Here is a 20,745-nt window from a genome sequence, read left to right on the forward strand (position 1 = left end):
GGCGCGACGGCGGCGAGGCAGCAGAGTACGGTCGCGACGGCGGCCCGCTTCACTTCGGACCTCGCAGCCAGTTCTCGAAGGTCAGCAGTTGCGGGAAGCGCCGTCGCAGCGCGTGGATGTCGGCCTCGTATCCGTGCTCGTCGAGCCAGCTGAACATGGCCGCCAGTTCCCCGGAGACACCGCGCAGCTCCTCGACCGGCTGCCGGGTGAATCGGGTCGGGATGCCGTCGAATTCGGTGAACATCCGTGCGATCTGCCGCGGGGTCAGCTGGTCGCCCGCGATGTCGAGTTGTTCGCCGATGAACTCGTCGACGTTGCCGAAGACCTCGACCGCGATCGCGCCGATATCTGCCAACGCGATCATCTGCAGGGTCGTTTCGGAGCCCAGCGCCAGCGAGCCGACTCGCTCGCCGCCCACCACCTCCGGCATCAGGTGACGCCAGTTCTCCATGAAGAATACGGGGCGCAGCACCGTCGCCGGCACACCGAGGGCCTCGATGTGTGCCTCGATTTCGGCTTTGGTTTCGAAATGGGCCACGCCGGACTTGTGCCGGGCGGCGCCGACGGAGCTGTAGACCAGGTGCGCGGCCCCCACGGCGGCGGCGGCATCGGCAACGTTCTTCCCTTGCCGCACTTCGGTTTCCGGCTGCGGTGCGGTCAGATCGGCGGGCTGCACGCTGAACACCCCGTGGGCGCCGTGTGCCGCCGCACGCAACGATGCCGGGTCGTCGAGGTCGCCGGTGACCAGTTCCGCACCCAGCGCCGTCAGCTCCCTGGCTGCCGGGGTGTGCGGATCGCGGACGAGGGCCCGCACCCGCCAACCGCCGCCGAGCAGACCGCGGGCCACGGCACCGCCCTGGCCGCCGGTCGCGCCGGTGACCAGGACAGTCTTGGGAGCCAAGGTGGTTGTCATCGAGATGTTCCTTCCTGGATGGGTGTGGAAGCGGCTGTGCGGGCCGGTGCAGGCAGCTGTCCGGCGACGATGGCCGCGAGAGAGAGCGCAAATCCCACTACTTGGACCGGACCGAGTGTCTGGCCGAGCAGAACGGCGCCGAGCGCGGCGGCGACCAGCGGTGAGAGCAAGACCAGAACGGCGATGGAGGTGACCGGCAGCGTGCCGATGCCGCGAAACCACAGGACGTAGGCGATCAGCCCGCCGACGAGACCGAGCCAGAGGTAGCCGAGGGCGGCGGGCCCGTCTATCGCAGGCGGAGCGCCTTCGACAAGCGCGGTGAGCGGCAACAGGAACAGACCGCCCGCAGCGAGCTGCCAGCCGGCGAACGTGACCGGGTCGGCCGTAGCGGGCCGTCCCCATCGTTTGGTGAGCGTAAGACCCAGGGCCATCGAGGCGGCGCTTCCGAGACCCGCCGCCACACCGACGAGGTCGAGTGCGGCGTCCGGCCCGATGACAACCAAGCCGACTCCGGCCATCCCGGCCACACCCCAGCCGACCCGCCACCCGGAGGCCCGCTCTCGCAGAACCCCGACGGCCAAGGCCGCGACGATCAGTGGCTGGGCTGCGGCGAGCGTCGCCGCGACCCCACCGGGCAGGCGTTCGGCGGAGACGAACAACAGTGCGTTGAGCAGGCCGATGTTCAGCACACCGAGTATCGACGCCTTCCACCACCACTGCCCGTTCGGCAGGATCCGGGTCGCGGCCAGCACGATCAGTCCCGCGGGCAGTGCGCGCAGGAGCCCGGCGAAGAATGGGTGCCCCGGTGGCAGCAATTCGGTCGTGACGACGTAGGTCGTACCCCATACCGCGGGGGCGAACGCCGCGAGGGCGACACCGGACAGGTTATTCCTGGTCGCGCCGCCGCCTGTACCGGTGGAACGTGGTTGGGCTGCTGGATTTTTCACACTTCTGATCTGACCGCAGCACGATCAATGAGTCCAATGCTTGTTTGTCACCGCATCAATCGCAATCCAAGATTGATCCATGGAGCTCCAACAGATGCGGTACGTCCTCGCCGTCGCTGAGACGAACAGTTTTACCCGCGCCGCGCAACGCTGCCATGTCGTTCAATCCGCGCTCAGCCACCAGATCGCCCGCCTGGAGCGCGAACTCGGCGCGAAGCTGTTCGAACGCACGAGCCGCCGGGTTCGCCTCACCCCTGCGGGCACGGCGTTTCTACCTGCCGCCCGGCAATGTCTCGAAGCGGCCGAACGGGCGGTCGGCGAGGTGGCGGCGGCAGTCGGCGAAATACGCGGACGACTTGCTGTGGGGTTGATTCCGACCGTCACCGCGGTCGATGTCCCGGGCGCGCTCGGGGTCTTCCGGCAGCGCTATCCGCACGTGCGCGTCAGTCTACGGGTGGGTGCCAGCGACGACCTCGGCGCACAGGTCGAACAAGGCACCCTTGACGTGGCGTTTCTCGGGTTGCCGACCAGCGCACGACCCGCCGGTGTGGCAGCACAGGAACTCGCTCGCGACCGGCTCGTCGCTGTGGTCGCACCGGATCATCCGCTGGTGGGGGAGCACATGGTGGATCTGCGCAGGCTTGCCGACGAAACGTTCGTCGACCTGCCTGCCGGGACGGCCGGGCGCAGCCAGACCGACGATGCTTTCACCGCCGCGGGCCTGGACCGCGACGTCGCCTTCGAGGTGACTACGGCCGATTACATCGCGCGGCTCGTCCGTCCAGGCCTGGCCGTCGCCATGCTCCCCGCCGCGTACGCGCCGGAACTCACCGGCGTCACCATCGTCGAGGTCGTCGATGCGCCGAGCCGTGTCGAGTACGCCATCTGGAACCACTTCGGCTGTACACCCGCCGCCACCGCCTTTCTCGAGATTCTCGACATCGGGCCACTCGTAGACGTCGGCTCCTATCGATTACGCTGATGCGCGATGTGACCGGCCCCGAGGGTGTCGAGCACCGCGTGTCGACAGCTCGGGCAGGTTGTCGCCCGGGCACAACGGGCGACTGAGCCGGTCGATCAGGCGAGCGACGGCGACGGCGTGCACAGCTACTCGAGAAGCCTTCGTAGCCCAGGCAGAGTCCTGGCCGGCGCGTTCTGCCGGACAGGACTCCGATTCGGCCTGGCTCAGCGCTTGAGCGTGAAGGTGAAGTCGCCGGAGAGTTTGCCGCTGAGCCGGACTGTTGAAACCAGGTTCCCCTCCATCAGGAGTCTGTCGACCTCGGCCCGCGAAAGACCGAAACCTTCAGCGATCAGGCGCACCGGCCGGACCGGGATCCAGGCCAGAAAACGGACCGTGACGTCAACCAGCTCGCAGTCCAGGTGGTCCGATTCGCCGACATCGAGGCGCCAGGCGTTATCCCAGTCGAGGGCTATGCGGTTGCGGCGCTGGAGGACTGGTTCCTGGAGCAGCTCAGTGGTCAAAACGAGGTCGTTGTCATGTAACCGGTCCAGCAGCTCAGGTCGTATCGAGCGCACGTTCACTCGCTCCAGGACCGTGAGCTTGGTGGTTTCCCCGCAACTGGTGCACAGCGCGAGTAGCCAAGCGTCGATGAGCTTGTGGTGTGCGTTGACGCGGAATTTTCCGCTTGCTCGGAAGCGCTCGGACGCGCACGAGCGGCAGCGTCGGAGAACGATGGGCAGGCGTGTGGGCACGACCACCCAGATTTTGAGCATAGAAGTACACCCGTTTCAGTGAGATGTTCGCAGCAAAGGGAGCGCGGCGCACATGCGCGACGCGCGACGGTTCAGCGCTGGTGAGGTCTCACTGGATGTACAGCGGAATGTCCTTAACTGGGCGACGTGGTTCGGCAGCATGGTACTGACACAGAGCACCGCTGTTCCAACGGTTTTCGGGGGCTCATTGCCAAGCTCTTTGTGCTGGGTCGATATCAAGCGGAAGAGGATTTCTGGCGGTCGTGCCGTCGAGCTCGCGAGTGGGCGGCAAACAGGCATCGGCGATTGTCGCGGTGTCCCAGTAGAAGGGGCGGATCTCGGTGATCCGCCCACCGGTGACTGTGATCGTCTGCAGGATAGGGAAATTCAGCTCTCGACCGCTCGCTCGGGACCGGGCGTGGACGTGCGTTAGGACGACGAGCGGATTGGAATCGGACAGGAACGTCTGTTCAGCCAGTTCGAATCGGTCCCAGGTCGCGCTCATCGTGAGGAAGAAGCGTTCAAGACCGTCGTGGCCGTGCCAGATTCCCCCGTAGGGCAGAGAGTCTGCCTGCCACAGCACGACGGCTGGCGCGAAGAACGGAGCAAGCGCGGCGAATGACGCTGCGCCGGGTCCGCCGGCGGCAAGATACTCGGCCTCGGCCTGGTACATGCGCTCGAGGAGGAGCCTGGGGGAGTCTTCGGAAGGTGTGGTCACGACTATCACTATCGGTGCGTGGTCCGCGGCTTGCTGGCGATAATCGGACGGCGCCCCCAATCGTCCCGCGACACAGGCTCATTGGCATGTCTGGAAATGCGGTCGGCATGAGCGGATGTGGGCGGGGGATCGCTCCCGTGTTTACGGAACCGATCCCCCGAAACGAAATACAGTTGCTCAGTCGCTTCGCGAGCTGGTTATCCGGCGTCTCTATCGGAGGGGCGGTGGGTCCACACCGCAAGTGCGGCGAGGGTCAGCAGTACACCGGCGAAGATCAGCATTGCGGGCAAGGAGACGGCGTCGACGACCAGTCCGCCGGCCAGCGCACCGAGCCCGATCGCCAGGTTGAACACCGCGACCCACAGCGCGGACGCGGCTTCGACCGCGGTGGGGGCTGCTTTGATCATCCATGTCTGCAGGCTCACCGACACTCCGCCGAAGACCAGCCCCCAGGCGATCAACAACAACACCGCGCCGATCGGGCCGCGACCGAGCAGCGGGTAGAGCAATACCAGCACGGCCAGTCCTGCGGCGATTCCGAAGACGGTCCGGTGCACGGACTGCCCGATGAGCGCGCCCGCGAGGAAGTTTCCGGCCACCCCCGCTACGCCGAATCCCAGCAACAGGGGGCCGACGAACTCCGGACTGATCCCGGATAGCTCCTTCAGGACCGGTCCGACGAAGGTGTAGGCGGCGAAATGTCCGGTCACGAGCAGGAATGTGGCCAGAATGCCCGCTCGCGCACCGGGGTTGCGGAATTGCTCGGCCAGCTGGGCGAGTCCGACTGGTTGGGTGGCGACCAACGGCGGCAGCACCGCGACCAAGACAACCAAGACGACCAGGGCCAGCACACTCAGCGCCGCAAAGGCCAGACGCCAGCCCGCGAATCCGCCAAGTGCTGTCCCGAGGGGGACGCCGAGCACGTTCGCGGCGCCGACACCGCCGAAGATGATGGCTGTGGCTTTCGGCACTGCAGTCTCGGTCACCAGCCGCACCGCCAGCCCTGCGGCCACGGCCCAGAACCCGCCGATCGCGATGCCGACCAGCACTCTGGAGGCCAGCATGACCCCCAAGTTCGGCGCCACCGTCGAGATCGTGTTGGCCGCGGTCATGAGCCCCATCAGGGCGATGAGCAATATCCGGCGGTCGAGCCGGCCGATGACCAGGGGGACCACCGGCGCAGCCAGCGCGGCCACGATACTGGCCCCGGTCACCATCAATCCGGCCGTGCCCTCGGAGATCCGCAATGTTCCCCCCACAGCGGACAGCAACCCGATCGGCAGTTGCTCGGCCGTCACAAGCAGAAATGTTCCGACTGCCACTGCGGCCACGGCCGGCCAGCGGTTTCTTTGCAGCACAGCGGGATTGGACGTGTGTTGTGTCGTGGTCAAAGCCGACTCCCCGATTTGGTAACGATCGTTCCCATATCGGGCACCTTAATACGGGAGCGATCGCTACACAACTGTGATAGATTGGCTTCGTGCCACGCCCGCGCGAGTTCGACGAGCAGGAGGTGGTCGCCAAGGCGACCGCCGTGTTCCGGCGCCGCGGCTACCACGCCACCTCCGTGCGTGACTTGGGCGAGGAACTGGCCCTCAGGCCCAGTAGTCTCTACCGGACATTCACCGACAAGCACACCCTGTTCCTGCGCGCACTCGACCACTACCGCGCACACGACTCGGCCGAGGCCGAACGCCGCCTCGAACAGGCGGCTTCATGCCGAGAAGCGTTGCGGGACTGGATGATCTGGATGATCAGCGGCGCACCGGGGGCGGAGGACGCCGACGGGTGCTTCGTGGTCAACACCGCCACCGAACTCGGCACCACCGACACCGCTGTGCAGCAGCGCATCGAAGGCGCCTTCGAAGTTACTCGCGACTCGCTCCGCAATGTGCTCCGTCGCGGCCGCTCTGCCGGGGAACTGCCCGCTGATCTCGACATCGACGCCGCAGTCGAATCCCTGTTCACCACCGTCCTGGGCCTGCGTGTCAGAGAACGTGCCGGCCACGACACAACTCGACTGATCACCGCGATAGATTTCGCCATCGGCTCGCTCGGCCCCGGCCCGGAACGCCGGTAATCTCGGCTTCCTGTGCGGCGAACGCCGACCTGGTAATCATTCGTGCGACAACGCCATCCCGTAGCGCAGTACGGCCGCAATCACGACGCTGATCAGGATTCCCGACGGCAGCGCGGCGATGGAGTGTGCCGAAGGCAGCCCGGTCCGTAGTTGTAAGTCGTTGTAGAGCTTTCGATGTATCGTGACGGGACTATTCACTGCGGGGCTTGTTCGGAGTGCTGTGACGACGCGGTAACACCTGGAGTAGCGAACGGTGCCGTGCCGGATCAGTTCCGGTCTCTTCGGTCGGATTCCCTGGTTCAACCCCTGTATGGGCGAGGCAGTGAGAGGAACCATGACGTCGTGGAGTGGGCTGCCGTTTGTTCGTGGAACGACGCCGCCGTATGTCGCCGCGATTCTCACCACGGCCTTGTCGGACGACCCTGTGGATTTGGCTGGGTACGAAGAGGCGGCGGCACGAATGGCCGACCTTGCCACGCAGATCGTTGTCAACAGTGATCGAGTGTCGCCTCCAAGAACTCGCGGGCGAGACGATTGAATTCCTCGGGCTGGTCGTAGGTGACGATATGCCCGGCGTCCGGGATGGTGACCAGGCGACCGTTCGGTGTTGCGGCAGCCGCCGCCGACATCTCGGCGGCGCCGACGAGCCGGTCGTTGCCACCTCGGATCCACAGCGTGGGTGTGGTCATGCCCGGAAGGGCCGGTAAATGGTTGAGGCGCATGGCGAATGGGCCGTACGCGCGGGTCATCCAGTCGTCGAGGACCGGTTCGTCGTGTTCGGCTTTCGCTACGGCTTCGGCGGTTGCCAGCTCCACGATCGTGTCGAAATCGGGGGTCTTCGCGCCCGCGGTGAGGGTGCTGATCATCGACTTGCGGATCGAAGCGGGATGTCGCGCCAGGTAGCGGCTGGTGAGCCGCAGGACGCCGGGGGTTCGGATGAGTAACCAGGTGAGGAATTGTGCTGTGCGTTCGGCGCCGATCCCGCCGGGGCCGATGGCGATCAGGGCGGTGACTCGTTCAGGATGGTCCAAGGCGTATCCGGTCGCGACGCCCGCGCCGAGTGAGATACCGATGATCGCCACTCGGGGCAGGTCGAGGGTGTCGAGCAGCTCGTGGAGGAACCGCCGATAGAAAGTGTCGTCGAGAACTCCTCGCCAGGGGCGGCTGTTGCCGTGGCGGGGGAGATCTATGGCGTAGACGCGGTGGTCGACGGCGAGGTCGGGCACGATCCGGCGCCATACACCCCGGGCGGTGTCAAGCATGCCGCCGTGCAGCAGGAGCAGCGGCGGGCCGGAATCGCCTGCGCGATAGAGCCGCACCGGGCCACCGGCAACGGTCACGTCGGTGTAGGTGTCGAAAATGTCGGTCATGGCGCCTCCTGCTGATCGAGTTGGGTTTCCAGTCGTCCGAGCAATTCGAGCTGCGCTGCACGCGCCGCTTCGGGATCGGTGGGGAGGCCGGTCGCGAGACCGCGCCCGACGAGATCAGCGAACAGACCCACTGCGGCAGAGAGAGTTTCCGCGCTGGTGGCACCGAGCGTTCCCGGCGCATGGATCAGACCGACGGTGAACACGCTGAGTACCTGAGTGATGGTGTCGGCGGGGATCGTCGCGTCGATGACGCCGATGTCTTGAAGGCGAGCGATATAGTCGCCGAGCCAGTCCTGGCGCTGCAGATAGCGGTCGTCTGTGACGGTGTGCACGTAGTCGCCGAGCACGTTCTGATCACCGGTGTACAGCGCGCACATCAGCGGATCCGCGAGAAGAGCCTCGACCCCGAACCGGTAGACCGCCGGCAGATCGACGAGGTCCGGGGTCTCGACGACCCGGGTATGCACCTGGGCACTCAACTGCCGCATCCGGTCGTGCAGGATCGCGGCGAGGATCGCGGGCTTGTCCGGGAATTCCAGGTAGACGGCACCTTTGCCGATACCCGCCCGAGCGGCGATCGCCGACACCGTCGTTGCGGGCCACCCTTTGTCCAGCAGCAGTTGCTGTGCCGCGGCAAGGATGCGCCCCCGGCGGTCGGGAAGTAGAGGTCGTGGCATGTGCGCTCCTAGGTAGTGACCCGATCCTGTCAGACGGTCACTACGCGAGGCAAGACCTCGGGCGGTAGAAGGATGGTTCTCCTACTGGACGCCCGGATGGGTCCGCGCCTGCGTCCAGCTGTCAAGCGGGAAGCGGTGAGGGAGGACCGCGTTGGCCAGCTCCCGGTGCCCCTAAAGCGAGGTTCGGGGTGCTCCCGCGCGAGCGGGGTGAGCCAGATCGAGCGGCCATGGTGATTTCGGGGCAGCGCGGTCATCGTCGTGGTGGGAATGGCGTCCCGTGTTCCGGTTCCTGGACGAACCAACCGTCCAGGAAGTCGGTGAGTGCGCTTATGCTTTGCCGAACGCAAGCGCGACGTTGTGTCCGCCGAATCCGAACGAGTTGTTGAGTGCGTAGTCGATTCGCTGTGGTCGTGGCGCGCCCGCGACGATGTCGAGATTGATCGCCGGGTCGGGATTTTCGAAATTCAAGGTGGCCGGGATGATCTGCTCACGCAGGCTCAGGATCGTGAGGACCGATTCGACCGCGCCGACCGCGCCGATCGAATGCCCTAGCGCTGATTTCGGTGCATACACCGACGCTTCAGGAGTAACGGCGGTGATAGCGGCTGCTTCGGAGGCGTCACCGATCGATGTCGACGTCGCGTGTGCGTTCACGTGGTCGATGTCGGAAGCCCGCAGTCCGGCAGCGTGAATCGCCTTGCGCATCGCCCGTGCGGCTCCGGTGCCGGCGGGGTCGGAGGCGACGATGTGGAAGGCGTCGGAGGTGAGGCCGGCACCGAGGACCCTGGCATGGATCTGCGCGCCCCGTGCTTTCGCATGCCGCTCGGATTCGAGCACGAGCAGCGCGCCCGCTTCGCCGAAGACGAAGCCGTCGCGGTCGCGGTCGAAGGGTCGGGAGGCACGCTCGGGTTCGTCGTTGCGGGTACTCATCGCCCGCATCATCGCGAAGCCCGCGATGGGGACAGGGTCGATGTGTCCTTCGACGCCACCGGTGACCACCACATCGGCCTCACCGGTACGGATCAGCCGCCATGCGTGCGCGATTGCTTCCGATCCCGACGAGCAGGCTGAGACCGGCGCGAAAACACCACCCTGCGCGGCGATTTCGAGCCCGACGATGGCAGCAGGGCCGTTGGGCATAACCATCGGCACGGCCAGCGGAGAGACCTTGCGGTAGCCGCCCGCCCGCATCGCGTCGACGGCATCGACCAGCGCGTCACCGCCGCCGAGGCCGGTGCCGATGGCGACAGCGAGGCGCTCGCGGTCGACGTCCGGCGCGCCCGCCGCCTGCCAGACCTGCCTTCCTAGGACGAGAGCCATACGTTCGACATAGGAATTCCTGCGCTGTTCGATCCTTGTCAGCTCGGTATCGGGCGAGGTGACCAGCGGTCCGCCGATCCGCACCGGCAGATCGTGCTCGGCGAGGAATTCCGCAGGCAGCGCACGGATTCCGCTCTCGCCGCGCAGCAGACGTGACCAGGTCTCGTCCATGGTGTCGGCGAGTGCGGTAGTCGCCGCGTACGCGGTCACCACCACGCCTTCCGCAGTTTCTGAAGCGATCGGTACATTCATGCCGTCATGAATACCTGTAGCAGTCGGTACAGTCAACCTATGGCTCGTCCTCTCGACCACCGCAAACGCGCTGAGCTGTTGGCCGGTGTCGTCGCGTATATCGCTTCGCACGGTTTGACCGAACTGTCCCTGCGCCCGCTGGCCGCCGCGCTCGGGACCAGCTCGCGGATGCTGATCTACTACTTCGACACCAAGGAAGAGTTGCTGGTCCAGGCCCTGGCAACACAGCGACCAGACCTGGCCGGCGTTTTCGCCGACGTGGTCGAACCCGCGCAGCTACGTGAGCGGCTCATCGGCTTCTTCGACCTGAATTCCGACGGCGCGGAAGCAAACAGCGTGCGGGTGCTGTTGCAGGTGCTCGGTGCCGCGTGTGCGCCGGAATCGCCGTACCAGGACTATGCGAATACCGCGATCGCAACCTTCGTCGACGAGCTCGCAGCGGCGCTGCGCAGGACCGGATTGGCCCAAGATCCTGAAGTGGTGTCGACGCTTCTGGTCTCGGGACTGCGGGGCATCATTCAAGACCGTGTGATCACGGGCGACCGAGAACGCACTGGCCGCGCAGCCCGCGCCCTGATCAACGCGGTCTTGCCGTCCGACCGATAGGTCGTAGGTTGCGGTGATTCGGAACCCGAACGGCGAGGCCCCGAGGCATCTGTCAGGGGATTTCGGCGCGAATCGCGGAAGCCATGACTGTCTGGATCGGCACCGGCGGGTTATCGGTGATCCGGGTAATTCCGGCGAGACCGACGCCGAGCATCAGCAGGCGAGCGGCGGCCGCTCGCGCCTCAGTCGCATCGCCGACGGCACGGGACAGCACGGCCGTGAGGACGTCGGTCAATTGCGTGAGGGTTTCGACATAGCTGCTCGCCACCGGGCCGCGTAGTTGGGCGTGCGCACCGGCCTCGGCCCAACGAGCCAGTGCGTGACCCTCGCCGTCGCCGACCAGGTCGGAGAAGAACAGTGCCAGCGCGGCGGCCGGCTCGAGGTCGAGGATCGCGCGCTGGTAGGCCGCTATCTCGCGGGCCGCGTACTGCCGCCACGCATCGGCGGCGAGTTCATCGGTCGAGGAGAAGTGATGGTGAATCTGTCCTTGTGAGCCGCCGAGTTCGCTCGCGACGGTGCGCGCCGTCACCGCGCTCAGTCCATCTCGTGCCACCACCGTGGCTGCCGCCTCGACGATCGATTGACGGCGCGCGGCGCGGGCCATATAGGCCATCGATCTCTCCATCGCACGTGTCGTTCGGCCTCGGACACCGAACGTCAGGGTGCGATCGTACGCCAGCGGGAAATAGACTGGACAGCCAATTTGTACATGGGTACAAATTGGCTATGCCCACTGCAATCCGCCCCTTGTCCACCCCAGACCTCGACCGTGCCGCGCAGGTGCTCGGCGAGGCCTTCGCCGACTACCCGTGGACGAATTGGTGCGTCGCGAAAGACGATCACCTACAACGCATCTCGTCGCTACAGCGCATCTATCTCGAGCACATGGCGCTTCCGTACGGGAGCGCCTACATCGACACCACCGGCCATGGCGTGATCGCTTTCCTGCCGCCCGACACCCCAGCGCCGAGCGCGGCGGTGTCGGCCGAAATCGCGGACCTGCACGGCGACCGATTGGATCACCTGCTGGTGGCCGAGGAACGAATGTCGACGCTGCCGGTGCCGGACGGCGCGTGGCTGTTGGCCACCATCGGTACCACACCACAATCCCGGGGAGCCGGCCTCGGCACGGCTCTGATGAAACATGGTCTGGCCGAACTCGATCGAGGCGGACGTGCCTGTTGGCTGGATACCTCGACCGAACGAAACCTCCCGCTGTATCAACGATTCGGGTTCTCGGTGGTAGACCACATCACGCTCGACGGTGGCCTGTCCGTGTGGCGAATGCACCGTCGCGAAGCCTAGCGAGCCGTGGCAGGCGAGGCCGATGTCGCAGTACGGGTCGCACGATCACCCAACAGCCGCGACCTTGCTCGTTCCGGAGCTGTGTGTTGTCAGGGCAGCGGGCGTAGGCCGATGGCTGTTTGTGCGCTGACGTAGACGAGGCGGTCGTCGGGCTGGGACAGTGGCGTGCCGTTCGCGGTGAGGGCGTAGGGGTCTGAGTGGATGGCGCGGAAGGGGATGTCCCAGAGTGGGTCGCCGGTGGTGGGGTCGAGGGCGGTCAGGCCGCTGGGGTGGGTGATGACGATCGAGTCGGTGATGGTGGCGACGGTTTCGATGGGGGCGGAGTGAGGGCGTTGCCAGCGGCGGTGGCCGGTGCGCATGTCGAGGGCTGTCAGGGTTTGGGCTTCCGGGTCGGCCAGGAGGGCAGTGTCGTCGACGACGGCCACCAGCGTCGAGGTGGAAGTGGCCTCCAGGTCGGGGGAGGTCCACACGGTGGCGCCGGTGCGGCGGTCGTAGGCGTGGTTGCCGAGGACGACGGGGATCGTGTCGTCGGCGGGGTGATCGAGCAGGGTGCGGCCGGGGGTTTCGGTCGTCGGCAGTGGCTTGCCGCTGCGGTCGAGGATGTCGGTGCCGGTGTCGCAGGAGACGCGCCGCACCAGCGCACCCGCGAGGGCGCTCGACCAGCCGCAGCCCGTGCGGGTGGTGGTCCAGGTGGGCGCACCGGTGTCGAGGGCGAAGCCTGCCAGGTCGCTGCTGAGCGCGAGCACGCCCTGGCCGTGCGTGACGTCGATGATGATGTCCATCAACACGTCCTCCCAGGCGCCGCCCAGCGCGAATTGGGTGGTCCAGAACTGATCCGGGTCCTGCAGCGTGCCCGCTCGCACCCGCACGTCATCGTCTTCCGCATTGCCCTCCACCAGATACACCCGGTCCTCGGTGGCCGCGATCGCGAACGGAGACCAGTCGATCGGGGTGCGTGTCGATTGTCCCGTGGACAGGTCGTAGCCGACAACGGCCGTACCGTCGGCGCTGAACCCCGTGAAGCACACCAGGTGCCCGTCGACGGGCACGTCGGCGCAACCACCGAGATCGTCGGCGGGCGCACGCCAGCGGATGCTCCCGTCGTATGCATCGATGCCGTACAGGATCGAGGCGTCCCCGGTGCCGACCACGGTCACCAGGATGTCGTCGGTCGCGACGAAACCGGAACTACCGGAATCGAATTCGGTGCCGAATACCGGCGAGCGGAAGACCGCATCTGCTGACCCGGACAACTCGGCCGCGCTCACCGACCAAGCCAGACCCGGTGCGGCACTGTTGGTTCCGGTGATCTTGCGAGTGGTATCGACGGGTTGCGACAGCACCACCACCGCTCCGACGCCGGTGACGAGCGCGGCGACAGCGGCGACGATCAGCCCACGTAGGCCCGGCGTCGTCACGGCGACACCGAACCTGGTGCAAGAGCGATCTTTTCGAGTTGCTCGAACGGCATCGGTGACGACGGCATTTCCGCTCTACAGGTGACGTCGATACGCGTGCCGTCGGGTTTGGTGAGAACGACGGTCCGCACGAATTCTTCGGCGGTGCGCCCGGATTGATCGGCGGAGGTGAAGTATTCCTCGCTGGTTTCGATCACGGTGCCGTCGGCGCTGGTCCGTGCGGAACCGCCATGCTTCGGTTGAGTTTTCGGCATCGGCTGACCTGCGGCGATCGACACGGTCAGCGTGGACGGATGCCCAGGCGTCGTGACCCGAACCGCCTGACACAGGCCCAGACCGAAATCGTCGGGTCGTACGTCGCCGAGCGGGCGGTCGGTGCTCACCCCGTCGAGCGCGCCGGCCAGCGCCGCGTTCACCCGCGTTGCCACCGATTCGCCGAGTGTCGGCGAATCGTCCACGCGCACATGACAAGGCGGCGGCGGTTCGATGGTGCCCGGCGGAATCGGATCGCCGACACCGAGCCCGTCGGCGAGTGCGATCGCGATCATCTCGTCTCTGGTGAGGGGCACGGTTCCGGTCGGCATCGACACCGACGGAGCATCGGTGGAGCGGACCACTATCCGGCTGCCATCGGGGCGATAGGCCATGACGCTGCGTGACAATGTGCGAAAACCGTCGAGCTCCTCCCAGGTGTCGTGCAGGTCGACGGTCGAACCGTCCGGCATGGTCCGGCGCTCGTCGAGCCAACCCGCCGTGCACGCCGGGACCGGTTCTGCGGACTGTTCGACGGTCACCGACAGCGTCCCGGCGCCCGCGCCGCGCCGCAGGTCCGCTCCCGCGTCAGTGAATCCACCGAACGGGCTGTCGGGTTCCCCGAGAATCGGTGCGAACAGCAGTGATCGGTCGGGTGACCCGAATTCGAGCGTCACATCGGTCGGTAGCGCGGCACGCAGCGCCGTCGACATCGCGACGGCCTTCCTTCCGGAGAACCACGGATAGGCCGGGTTGTCGTATTCGCCGGGACCGAAGACTGCGCCATACGTCTCGTCGGACGACGGTGCTTCGACACTCGAACAGCCGGGAATCTGCGTCGGGAACGTCACGGACGGACGAACCCGGACCGGCGTCGGCGGTTCGGCCTCGGGCGTGACGGAAACAGTGGTGGTGGGCGGCGCGGTGGTGAGCTCGGGTTCCGGCTCGTGCAGAAGCCCTCCGACGATCACCCCACCGGCTACCGCCGTGAAGCTCCACAGGGCAACGGTCCACCCCGTTATCGCGCGTGTAGGCGTCTTGTCCGGCATCCGGCCTCCTCGGGAACGGCTCGGACAATACGCGGGCGCTGGCCGGATGGCTCAGAGCGTAGAAGATTCCGGTTCGCCCTGTCCCGGCCCGAGGAGCTCAGGTATCCGGGATCGGGTGGGCCGACCAGATGGTCGTGGACGTCACTAGCCTGGTTGGGTGGGAGCAATGGAGTTCGGTGGCACCGGATGGGATTTCGCAAGGCCGTCCGAGGGTGGGCGTGTGGGAGCAGCGATCCTCGGCTTCCGCATCGGGCAGGGCTTGGACCTGCGCGTCGCGGCGGCGCCCGCGGTCACCGTGGTGATCCACTTCGGAGATACCGAGCTCGTGGTCGACGACGGCGTCGGGCGGCAGAGGTTGACCGGACTCGTCGCCGGACCCGCGCTCGCGGCGATGCGCGTTCGTTGCGCGCGAGCCGAGTGTATCGAGATCCGCATGTCGCCGGTGCGCGCCTATTCGCTCTTGGGCGTCAGCCCGCGTGATCTGGGTTCAGGCGTGGTCGGGGCAGAGGAGCTGTGGGGTGGGCCTGCTCGCCGTCTGCGGGCCGCATTGGCCGCTGCCGCGGACTGGGATGAGCGGTTCGCTCTGACGAAATCGTTTCTGACACAAAGTGATCTGCGCCGCGTGCCGGATTCGGAGGTGGTCGCCTGTTGGAACGACATACTCGCCGCACGGGGGCAGGTGCGCGTCGCCGACCTCGCCCAGTCGTGCGGGTGGAGCCGCAAACGTCTCTGGTCCAGGTTCGAGTCGCAGATCGGCTTGACCCCCAAACGTGCGGCGATGCTGGTCCGATTCCGTTGTGCGGTAGATGGTTTGCTGGCGGGTCGATCCGCCGCCGAAGTCGCCGCGGACGGCGGCTACGCAGATCAGGCGCATCTGCACCGGGATGTGTCCATCTTCGCGGGCAGCACACCCGGGGTGCTCGCGACGCGTTATCTGCCCGATATCGCGCGCTACCGCCACCGGGCCTGGGGAACATTTTCTCAATACTCGACGGGTCCGCTCGGCCGATAGTGGTGCTCGCCTCAGCCGAGGCGACGACCGCGAGAGGACATATGCCGTGAGTACTACCTTTGATCCCGACGAACTACGGGCCGCACTCGAGGCGGTGCATCGCGCCGGAGTGCCGGGAGTGTTCGCCGAAGCGCGAGCCGGTGAGCAGATCTGGCGCGGCGCTGCCGGAGTCGCCGACCTCGCCACCGGCCGTCCGGTCACGGCCGATATGCGACACCGTGTCGGCAGTATCACCAAGACGTTCACCGCCGCGGCCGTGCTGCAGCTGGTCGAAGCCGGCGAGATCGGGCTCGATACACCGATCGGCCACTATTTGCCGCAGCTGGTCCCCGGCGAGCGCGGTGCGGCGATCACGGTCGAGATGCTGATCAACCACACCAGTGGTCTCGCCGAATACCTCCCACACGCCTACCCGTCGCTGGCCGCGTTCCCCGATCTTGCGAGGACGACACCGGAAAGCTTGGACGACAACAGGTTCAGCAAGTTCAGCTGGGACGAGCTGATCGAGTTGGGGGTCGCCGCACCCGCGGTCGGTGTCCCCGGCAAGCCGCCGGGGGTGTACTCGAACACCAATTACCTGCTGCTGTGTCGGCTGATGGAGTCGGTCACGGCGACTTCGGCGGAGAAGTTCATCACCCGAAGTGTCATCGAACGTGCCGGTCTGCGCGATACCGAACTGCCCACTGGTCCCGAGATCGATGGACCACATTCCCACCATTACGAATCGTGGTTCGGCATGATCGACCCGCCGCGCGACTACAGCGTTTACGACATGTCGTGGGTAGGCCCGTCGGCTTCCCTGATCTCGACCGTCGCCGACCTCAACCGGTTCTTCGATCTGCTCCTCGCCGGTGAGATCATCAGTCGCGCGATGCTGGAACGGATGCAGCGCACCGTCGCAGTGATCTCCTTCGAAGGCAAGACCGTCGACTACGGGCTCGGCCTGCACCGGATGGAGGTTTCCGGCCGTGGCACCTTCTGGGGTCACGACGGCTCGGTCTGGGGTGGTGGCGCCATCTCCCTGACCAGCGCCGACCGAACCCGCCAAGCCTCCGTCGCGCTGAATCTCCAGCGCTGGAACACCCTGGCGCCGTCGGGCCGACCACAACCTCACGCCATCGATGACGCTTTCGCTGCTCTCCTGCGAACACTGACCGGTGGACGCCCCGGGCCGTCACCGCGCTGACGGAGAGAATCATGGCAGGGGTCACCGCGCCGCCGCACGCCTCGGATTCGGCTGCGCGGTGGCGCGGTGATGCGGTGTTCACGCCCGGATTCATGGCGTTCACCGGCCGGACCGGCGACGCCGACCGGCACGCTCATGCCGCGGTTCAGGTGTTGTTCGTCGCCCGTGGTGGCCTCGTTCTCACCGACGCGCAGGGGCAGGCAACGCACGCCACGGCGGCGATCATCCCGCCCGGTGTCGTCCACCAGGTCACCGCGGAACCCGGAACATCCGGGTTCGCGGCCTTCCTCGATCCCGACTCCGCCACCGCGCGCGCCGCGCTGGCTCGCTTGGCCGGCTTGCCCTTTGAAGCCGCCACCAGTTGGGTCACCGCGACATCCCCGCGTTCACCCGAGAGCTCGCTCGATTCGCTCGGCGCTGCGCGGCGGCGCTCACATCCGGCGGTCGCCGACGCGCTGCGCGTCGCGGCCGGTTGGCCAGGGGGACCACCGTCGTTGGTCGAACTCGCTGCCCGGGTGGGGATGTCGGCGAGTCGGCTCGCGCATGTGTTCACCGCCGAGGTCGGCTCGGGATATGCGGCGTGGCGGCGCTGGACTCGGCTGCAACGCGGTTTCACGGTTGTGCGCGAGGGCGGTTCGCTGACCGAGGCGGCCCATGCGGCCGGGTTCGCCGACAGCGCACACCTGACCCGTACGTGTCGGGAGTTGATCGGTATCACCCCGACCGAAGCACTCATCGCCACCGGATGGCGTCCGCCACCGGCACAGGTCAGCTGATTTCTTCAAGCCGATACAGGTACCAGGGCGCGACGCTGAATCCATGTCCGCACTCGTTGCTTCACTCATCCGCTACGGCTACGCCCCGTTGATGCTGATCGGCGTCAACGGGGCGGGTATCGCCGTGGCCGCCACCGGCGCCCACAAACTCTGGCTGCTCGCCCTGCTCGGAGTCGCTGTCGCTGTGTCGTTCACCGCCGAGGCGGTCCTGCCCTACCGGGCGGATTGGAATACCTCCCACGGTGATTTCGGCCGGGACACCGCGCACGGTGTCGTCAACGAAACCCTGGTCCTGGGCAGCGTCGCCGCTATCCCGGTGCTCGCCGCGCTGATCCCTGGCGTCGGGATCTGGCCTGGCAGTTGGCCTTTCGTCGCTCAGGTGCTGGTCGCGATCCTCGTCGCCGACTTCGGGATCACCCTGGCGCACTACGCGAGTCACAAGATCGCGATCCTGTGGCGCTTCCACGCGGTACACCACAGTGTGCAACGGTTCTACGGGCTCAACGGCCTCATGAAACACCCGCTGCATCAGACCATCGAGATGACCGCCGGAGTCACCCCGCTGCTGCTGGCGGGGATCCCCGTCCCGGTCGCGGCGGCATTGTCACTGGCGGTGGCAGTGCAACTGCTGCTGCAGCACTCCAATGCCGACTATCGCGTCGGCCCCTTCAAATACGTTCTGGCGCTCAACGAAGGTCACCGCTTCCACCACCTCAAATGGGCAGGAATCGGTGATGTCAACTTCGGGCTGTTCACCCTCGTCTGGGATCACCTGCTGCGCACCTACAGCTACGACCCGGGCCGACGGTTTTCGAGCGCCGATCTCGGAACGGCGGCCGAACCCGACTACCCCAGCGGCTATCTCGCCCAACTCGCGAAACCGTTCACTCGCTGAGCAGCAGACAGTGTGACCGCGACCTTTGTGCGGGGTCGGACAAACTCGCCCGCAGGGTGGAAGGGCGATTCGTGCTGCGGACGAGTCTGTTCGCGGTGTTGGTACCGGCCGCCCGAAGGCTGCGTCTGTGACGATACGAAACGTGCGGGTTGTTGCAGGTGACCTGATCCGTATATTGCGAGAGTTCACATCGGATCAGCCCTTGCTTTGTCTCTGGATCGAATCCGATCGCGAACATGATCCGCGGGGGATGGTGCGGGCGAAGGTGTAATTGCCCGGTAGGCGCTGGGAGATTCTCAAGAATTTTTCCTCGAAGCTGTGGAGTTTCCAGACAAAGTTTTCCGGGGGAGCGAAGCGGCGTCTACTGGATTGACCCGCCATCTGGAAACTCCGATGTTGCCAGGCCCGTACGGCGGGAACCGCGAGGAGGAACGAATGAACGACAGTGCCGTCTTCGTCGTCGACCGGCTGCAACTCGCCGGCATCCTGAGCGCCGCCCGTGCCAGAGCGCTCGACATCGCCACCGCGCACGGTCTCCGGATCGTGCATACCATCGTCGAACCCGATGTGGACCTCGAGTCGTTGCTCGACTACATCGAGACCCACCAGATCGCCGTGGCCATCACTCCCACGCATCGACATATTCAGAACAACCCGGCATGGGTGCGAACCCGGTGCGATCTGATCACGACGGATCCGCCGTCCTACCAGCGCCGTCAACAACGGCTGGTCGTCTCCTGAACCGCCGACGCGAGCGCGAATCGAGCAAGTGCTCGGCAAAACGCGCCGCGGCAGCCTACATACCCGTCGAGGCCGCGCTCGAACCGGTGCATTGTGCTGCTGTACAGGGCACTCTGTGAATCCACACAAACGGTATACCGGGGCATCGTGAGCCCACCAGAGCATTTGCTGGGTACGGTAACCACAGCTGAGGCGTGGCTATGTTGCGATTCACACAGATCCCGCGATCGTCCATTGCCGACTGTTACAACGGAGTGCTCGATGACCCCTTCAACTATCGATCAGGCCCACAACCCTTTCACTGCAGACGGTCGGCCGGTATCGAGTTTCCTGGGGAGCGCGGACGAGTTGGTGCCGCGGCTGGTCACCTATTTCACCGAGCATTTCATGCCGTGTATGACGCTGCCGAGCGAGGCCATCCGCGGTGACGTCACCGAATTCACCCGGCACTGCCTGGCCCTGGCGATGGAAATGCTGGACAAGCGGGCGTCTCCGTCCGAACAGCAGTTGGCCGCGCTGCGGGCATCCGCAGCGCAGTACGCCAGGGAGGGTGTGCCGGTGGGGACCCTGCTCCGTGCCTATGCCGAGGGATTCAGGATCGGCTTCGAACTCGTCACCGAGCACGTCACCCCGGCGGACCTGACCGAGCTCGTCGAGGGCACCCGGCTGCTGTTGCGGACGCTCGAGGTGATCAACGCGACGGTGACCAGTGCCTACCTCGACGAGCAACGTCAGGTCGCCAAGGAGCATCAGACCAGTGCGCAGACGGTGGTCTCGGCACTGCTGAGCGGGCACGGCATCGGCGCGCTCACCCGGCAGACCGGGATCAGGGTGGCCGGCTCGTATCAGGTTGTCGCACTGATGATTCCCGATCTGGCCGAGGAGTTCGACCCGAACGTCGACGCCCAGGTAGTCGCGCGCCGCAAATTGCGCCGGGTGCAGGCGGCGCTGGCTGATGTGTTCGCCTCGCGGGCGCTGGCCTTGCTGAGTACCAAGGGCGGGACGTTGCTGATCCCGGCCGACGAACCGGACTCGCCGCGGATGACCGCCGCCGTGCTGGCCGAGATCGGCGCCCTGGCCGGCATGGAACTCACCGCGACCCTGGTACATACCACGACCGAGCGGATCCCCACCGCGACCGAGGAAGCGCACGAGCTGCTCGACTTGGTGCGTGGCATCGCCAAACCGGCTGGGCTGTACGAGCTTTCGGATCTGGCTATCGAGTACCAGCTCACCCGGCCCGGACCCGCGCGCAACCATCTCGCCGCTGTGATCGCCCCGCTCACCGACTACCCGGAATTGCTGGAAACGTTGAAGGTCTATATGGCGACGGGCCTCAACCGCAAGGCTGCGGCCCGCCGGATCAATGTGCACCCCAACACCATCGACTACCGGCTGCGGCGGGTGAGCAGCCTGACCGACCTCGATCTGACGACAGCGGAGGGAATTCTGCGGGCCCGCATCGCGCTGCTGGCCGATGATCTCGTACACACCCGGGGCGCTGCGTGAAGCCCG

Annotated in this window: 21 protein-coding genes; 10 read left to right on the plus strand and 11 right to left on the minus strand. The window is 66.2% G+C overall.

What is annotated here, in order from left to right; translation table 11 throughout:
- Positions 1-49 precede the first annotated feature (49 nt).
- Positions 50-913: an NmrA/HSCARG family protein gene (locus AB0I19_RS02645; RefSeq protein WP_357143627.1), complete on the minus strand. Its 864-nt coding sequence runs from the start codon at positions 911-913 to the stop codon at positions 50-52.
- The gene (locus tag AB0I19_RS02650) at positions 910-1,860 is read right to left on the minus strand and encodes an EamA family transporter (RefSeq protein WP_357143629.1); all 951 of its coding nucleotides are present in this window, start codon (positions 1,858-1,860) and stop codon (positions 910-912) included. Before AB0I19_RS02650 ends, AB0I19_RS02645 begins: the two co-directional genes overlap by 4 nt.
- Positions 1,861-1,939: 79 nt before the next feature.
- Here AB0I19_RS02650 and AB0I19_RS02655 point away from each other — a divergent pair, with 79 nt between their 5' ends.
- A complete protein-coding gene (locus AB0I19_RS02655; RefSeq protein WP_357143631.1) occupies positions 1,940-2,842 on the plus strand; it encodes a LysR family transcriptional regulator in 903 nt (300 codons plus the stop codon).
- A 203-nt stretch (positions 2,843-3,045) separates the two neighbouring features.
- Here the strand turns inward: AB0I19_RS02655 and AB0I19_RS02660 are convergent, their stop codons facing one another.
- From AB0I19_RS02660 to AB0I19_RS02670, 3 genes are all read right to left on the minus strand, one after another.
- The gene (locus AB0I19_RS02660) at positions 3,046-3,594 is read right to left on the minus strand and encodes a DUF1062 domain-containing protein (protein WP_357143633.1); all 549 of its coding nucleotides are present in this window, start codon (positions 3,592-3,594) and stop codon (positions 3,046-3,048) included.
- Between the two features lie 184 nt (positions 3,595-3,778).
- The gene (locus AB0I19_RS02665; protein ID WP_357143634.1) at positions 3,779-4,291 is read right to left on the minus strand and encodes a nuclear transport factor 2 family protein; all 513 of its coding nucleotides are present in this window, start codon (positions 4,289-4,291) and stop codon (positions 3,779-3,781) included.
- Between the two features lie 197 nt (positions 4,292-4,488).
- Positions 4,489-5,649 (minus strand): MFS transporter, encoded by a 1,161-nt coding sequence (locus AB0I19_RS02670; RefSeq protein WP_357143636.1) that lies wholly within the window; start codon positions 5,647-5,649, stop codon positions 4,489-4,491.
- A 122-nt stretch (positions 5,650-5,771) separates the two neighbouring features.
- Between AB0I19_RS02670 and AB0I19_RS02675 the strand changes: the two genes are divergently transcribed.
- Positions 5,772-6,371 carry a TetR/AcrR family transcriptional regulator gene (locus AB0I19_RS02675; protein WP_357143638.1) on the plus strand — a complete coding sequence of 200 codons (600 nt, stop codon included), beginning with the start codon at positions 5,772-5,774 and terminating at the stop codon, positions 6,369-6,371.
- Positions 6,372-6,859: 488 nt separating this feature from the next.
- On the opposite strand, the gene AB0I19_RS02680 is transcribed toward AB0I19_RS02675, so the two are convergent.
- From AB0I19_RS02680 to AB0I19_RS02690, 3 genes are all read right to left on the minus strand, one after another.
- Entirely contained in the window at positions 6,860-7,741 is an 882-nt protein-coding gene (locus tag AB0I19_RS02680; protein ID WP_357143640.1) for an alpha/beta hydrolase, read from the minus strand.
- Positions 7,738-8,418: a helix-turn-helix domain-containing protein gene (locus AB0I19_RS02685; protein WP_357143642.1), complete on the minus strand. Its 681-nt coding sequence runs from the start codon at positions 8,416-8,418 to the stop codon at positions 7,738-7,740. Before AB0I19_RS02685 ends, AB0I19_RS02680 begins: the two co-directional genes overlap by 4 nt.
- A 327-nt stretch (positions 8,419-8,745) precedes the next feature.
- Positions 8,746-9,990 carry a KasA/KasB family beta-ketoacyl-ACP synthase gene (locus AB0I19_RS02690; RefSeq protein ID WP_357143644.1) on the minus strand — a complete coding sequence of 415 codons (1,245 nt, stop codon included), beginning with the start codon at positions 9,988-9,990 and terminating at the stop codon, positions 8,746-8,748.
- 78 nt (positions 9,991-10,068) lie between these two features.
- Between AB0I19_RS02690 and AB0I19_RS02695 the strand changes: the two genes are divergently transcribed.
- On the plus strand, positions 10,069-10,596 hold the full coding sequence (locus tag AB0I19_RS02695) for a TetR/AcrR family transcriptional regulator (protein WP_357143646.1): 528 nt from the start codon (positions 10,069-10,071) through the stop codon (positions 10,594-10,596).
- Between the two features lie 52 nt (positions 10,597-10,648).
- Here AB0I19_RS02695 and AB0I19_RS02700 read toward each other — a convergent pair whose 3' ends face one another.
- Positions 10,649-11,221 (minus strand): TetR family transcriptional regulator, encoded by a 573-nt coding sequence (locus tag AB0I19_RS02700; protein ID WP_357143648.1) that lies wholly within the window; start codon positions 11,219-11,221, stop codon positions 10,649-10,651.
- 101 nt (positions 11,222-11,322) lie between these two features.
- Here AB0I19_RS02700 and AB0I19_RS02705 point away from each other — a divergent pair, with 101 nt between their 5' ends.
- Positions 11,323-11,901 (plus strand): GNAT family N-acetyltransferase, encoded by a 579-nt coding sequence (locus AB0I19_RS02705; RefSeq protein WP_357143650.1) that lies wholly within the window; start codon positions 11,323-11,325, stop codon positions 11,899-11,901.
- Positions 11,902-11,990: 89 nt separating this feature from the next.
- On the opposite strand, the gene AB0I19_RS02710 is transcribed toward AB0I19_RS02705, so the two are convergent.
- Complete coding sequence (locus AB0I19_RS02710; RefSeq protein ID WP_357143652.1) at positions 11,991-13,319, minus strand: PQQ-binding-like beta-propeller repeat protein; 1,329 nt, start codon at positions 13,317-13,319, stop codon at positions 11,991-11,993.
- Positions 13,316-14,620 carry a hypothetical protein gene (locus AB0I19_RS02715; RefSeq protein ID WP_357143654.1) on the minus strand — a complete coding sequence of 435 codons (1,305 nt, stop codon included), beginning with the start codon at positions 14,618-14,620 and terminating at the stop codon, positions 13,316-13,318. Before AB0I19_RS02715 ends, AB0I19_RS02710 begins: the two co-directional genes overlap by 4 nt.
- Before the next feature lie 259 nt (positions 14,621-14,879).
- Between AB0I19_RS02715 and AB0I19_RS02720 the strand changes: the two genes are divergently transcribed.
- The 6 genes from AB0I19_RS02720 to AB0I19_RS02745 all read left to right on the plus strand — a co-directional run bounded on the left by AB0I19_RS02720 (position 14,880) and on the right by AB0I19_RS02745 (position 20,739).
- Positions 14,880-15,632, plus strand: a complete 753-nt coding sequence (locus AB0I19_RS02720; RefSeq protein ID WP_357143656.1) for a helix-turn-helix domain-containing protein — start codon at positions 14,880-14,882, stop codon at positions 15,630-15,632.
- A gap of 46 nt (positions 15,633-15,678) precedes the next feature.
- On the plus strand, positions 15,679-16,818 hold the full coding sequence (locus tag AB0I19_RS02725) for a serine hydrolase domain-containing protein (RefSeq protein ID WP_357143657.1): 1,140 nt from the start codon (positions 15,679-15,681) through the stop codon (positions 16,816-16,818).
- A gap of 11 nt (positions 16,819-16,829) precedes the next feature.
- Complete coding sequence (locus tag AB0I19_RS02730) at positions 16,830-17,594, plus strand: AraC family transcriptional regulator (RefSeq protein ID WP_357143659.1); 765 nt, start codon at positions 16,830-16,832, stop codon at positions 17,592-17,594.
- A gap of 43 nt (positions 17,595-17,637) precedes the next feature.
- Complete coding sequence (locus AB0I19_RS02735) at positions 17,638-18,489, plus strand: sterol desaturase family protein (RefSeq protein ID WP_357143661.1); 852 nt, start codon at positions 17,638-17,640, stop codon at positions 18,487-18,489.
- 435 nt (positions 18,490-18,924) lie between these two features.
- A complete protein-coding gene (locus AB0I19_RS02740; RefSeq protein WP_357143663.1) occupies positions 18,925-19,230 on the plus strand; it encodes a hypothetical protein in 306 nt (101 codons plus the stop codon).
- A gap of 261 nt (positions 19,231-19,491) precedes the next feature.
- Complete coding sequence (locus tag AB0I19_RS02745) at positions 19,492-20,739, plus strand: helix-turn-helix domain-containing protein (RefSeq protein ID WP_357143665.1); 1,248 nt, start codon at positions 19,492-19,494, stop codon at positions 20,737-20,739.
- Positions 20,740-20,745: the final 6 nt, after the last annotated feature.

Origin of the sequence: Nocardia sp. NPDC050413 (assembly GCF_040655475.1) — a bacterium.
GTDB classification, from domain to species: domain Bacteria; phylum Actinomycetota; class Actinomycetes; order Mycobacteriales; family Mycobacteriaceae; genus Nocardia; species Nocardia coubleae.

Bases quoted from the DNA above. Each gene is read 5' to 3' on its own strand.
- AB0I19_RS02700 (WP_357143648.1), bottom strand. From the start codon at position 11,221: ATGGAGAGATCGATGGCCTATATGGCCCGCGCCGCGCGCCGTCAATCG.
- AB0I19_RS02680 (WP_357143640.1), bottom strand. From the start codon at position 7,741: ATGACCGACATTTTCGACACCTACACCGACGTGACCGTTGCCGGTGGC.
- AB0I19_RS02705 (WP_357143650.1), top strand. From the start codon at position 11,323: ATGCCCACTGCAATCCGCCCCTTGTCCACCCCAGACCTCGACCGTGCC.
- AB0I19_RS02660 (WP_357143633.1), bottom strand. From the start codon at position 3,594: ATGCTCAAAATCTGGGTGGTCGTGCCCACACGCCTGCCCATCGTTCTC.
- AB0I19_RS02715 (WP_357143654.1), bottom strand. From the start codon at position 14,620: ATGCCGGACAAGACGCCTACACGCGCGATAACGGGGTGGACCGTTGCC.
- AB0I19_RS02735 (WP_357143661.1), top strand. From the start codon at position 17,638: ATGTCCGCACTCGTTGCTTCACTCATCCGCTACGGCTACGCCCCGTTG.
- AB0I19_RS02740 (WP_357143663.1), top strand. From the start codon at position 18,925: ATGAACGACAGTGCCGTCTTCGTCGTCGACCGGCTGCAACTCGCCGGC.
- AB0I19_RS02685 (WP_357143642.1), bottom strand. From the start codon at position 8,418: ATGCCACGACCTCTACTTCCCGACCGCCGGGGGCGCATCCTTGCCGCG.
- AB0I19_RS02730 (WP_357143659.1), top strand. From the start codon at position 16,830: ATGGCAGGGGTCACCGCGCCGCCGCACGCCTCGGATTCGGCTGCGCGG.
- AB0I19_RS02645 (WP_357143627.1), bottom strand. From the start codon at position 913: ATGACAACCACCTTGGCTCCCAAGACTGTCCTGGTCACCGGCGCGACC.
- AB0I19_RS02745 (WP_357143665.1), top strand. From the start codon at position 19,492: ATGACCCCTTCAACTATCGATCAGGCCCACAACCCTTTCACTGCAGAC.
- AB0I19_RS02655 (WP_357143631.1), top strand. From the start codon at position 1,940: ATGGAGCTCCAACAGATGCGGTACGTCCTCGCCGTCGCTGAGACGAAC.
- AB0I19_RS02690 (WP_357143644.1), bottom strand. From the start codon at position 9,990: ATGAATGTACCGATCGCTTCAGAAACTGCGGAAGGCGTGGTGGTGACC.